We start from the raw sequence: 1,225 nt of genomic DNA, 5'->3' as shown, positions 1-1,225 counted from the left end.
TTTCAATTCCTTCATTCGCTAGACATCAGAATACATTCCTTCATTCGCTAGACACAGAATACATTTCCCACATTGTTGGGATCAGAGCTACAAAGTATTATTAAAGAACCTATTCCTTTTGAAGCTATTTTTGAAGACAGCGATAATAGTATTCAACTATGTTTCAATAAAAAAGCTGAAGGGTTAACTGTTCAAATATCTGATAACAAAGGAATTAAAATATTCAATGAAACCTTCAATGCTTCTCAAAATGAAATTAAGACTATTTCATTAAACGATCTTGAGGTTGGAGAATATACGATAGTTGTAACTGAGGGTAATAAGTACGCCGTAGGTAAGTTTGTACTGTAATGGAAAAGGGACTTCTTTTGGAGAAGTCAACACTGTCCATAAAATTGTGTAAATGAAAAACTACAGGTATTGTTACTTGTAGTTTTTTTATTTACTAAATTTGAAAAATGTAAATTTTATGGAGATTCCCAAAGAATTATTGAGCAAGGAGTTCTTAAGTCAATTTAAAAGTGAAGAAGACGTAAGTAAGTTTCTAACGACTCTTCACAGTCAAGTACTTGAACAAATGCCTGAAGGTGAGATGGATGCTTATTTAGGATATGAAAAACATTCAGTCTCAGGTATAAATACCGGCAACTCCCGCAACGGCAAATACTCTAAAAGATTCAAACCGAGCATGGTGAATCCAGTATAGAAATTCCTCGTGACCGTCAGGGAGAGTTTGAACCGGTGATAATTCCCAAACATCAGTCCCATGGTCTTTCGATAGAAAAGCTGTCATGTCGTTGTATGCCAAAGGTATGAGTGTTTCAGATACTGAAGAGGAGATGAAAGAAATCTATGGAATAACCCTGTCTACATCGGCTATATCCATCATAACGGGCAAAGTCACCCTAGCTGCTGTAAAATGGCAGAATCAGCCGTTAGAGAGTCTTTATTTGATGGTGTGGAGATGGTGGTATAGTCTTTAAGGTTCGGGAGAATGGCTAGGTGGTTAACAAGATCGTTTACCTATTTGTGAGTATTTTAAGATTTATAGGAACTTCTATTGAATCACAATTCGGAAATCCTTCAGAATTAACATCTATTGGTTAGGCTAGTTCTATTTCATACTCCTCCTTATGATTTGAAGACAACATATCTTCTACTTCTTCTTTATTACATGATATAAAGGGAATGTCAATATTGTATAAACATATTTTACAATCATTTT

1 protein-coding gene and 1 pseudogene are annotated in these 1,225 nt (G+C 34.8%); both read left to right on the top strand.

Translation table 11 applies throughout. The features are described from left to right. The first annotated feature begins 72 nt into the window (after nt 1–72). Entirely contained in the window at nt 73–351 is a 279-nt protein-coding gene (locus DXA15_RS25050; RefSeq protein WP_128135845.1) for a DUF3244 domain-containing protein, read from the top strand. Nucleotides 352–469: 118 nt separating this feature from the next. Then, a pseudogene (locus tag DXA15_RS28145) lies at nt 470–999 on the top strand (transposase); the annotation flags it as partial. Nucleotides 1,000–1,225 lie beyond the last annotated feature (226 nt).

Source organism: Parabacteroides sp. AM58-2XD (genome assembly GCF_003463685.1).
Taxonomy (GTDB): domain Bacteria; phylum Bacteroidota; class Bacteroidia; order Bacteroidales; family Tannerellaceae; genus Parabacteroides; species Parabacteroides segnis.
The sequence above is the reverse complement of the archived record's forward strand: the minus strand, read 5'-3'. Positions and strand labels throughout refer to the sequence as shown.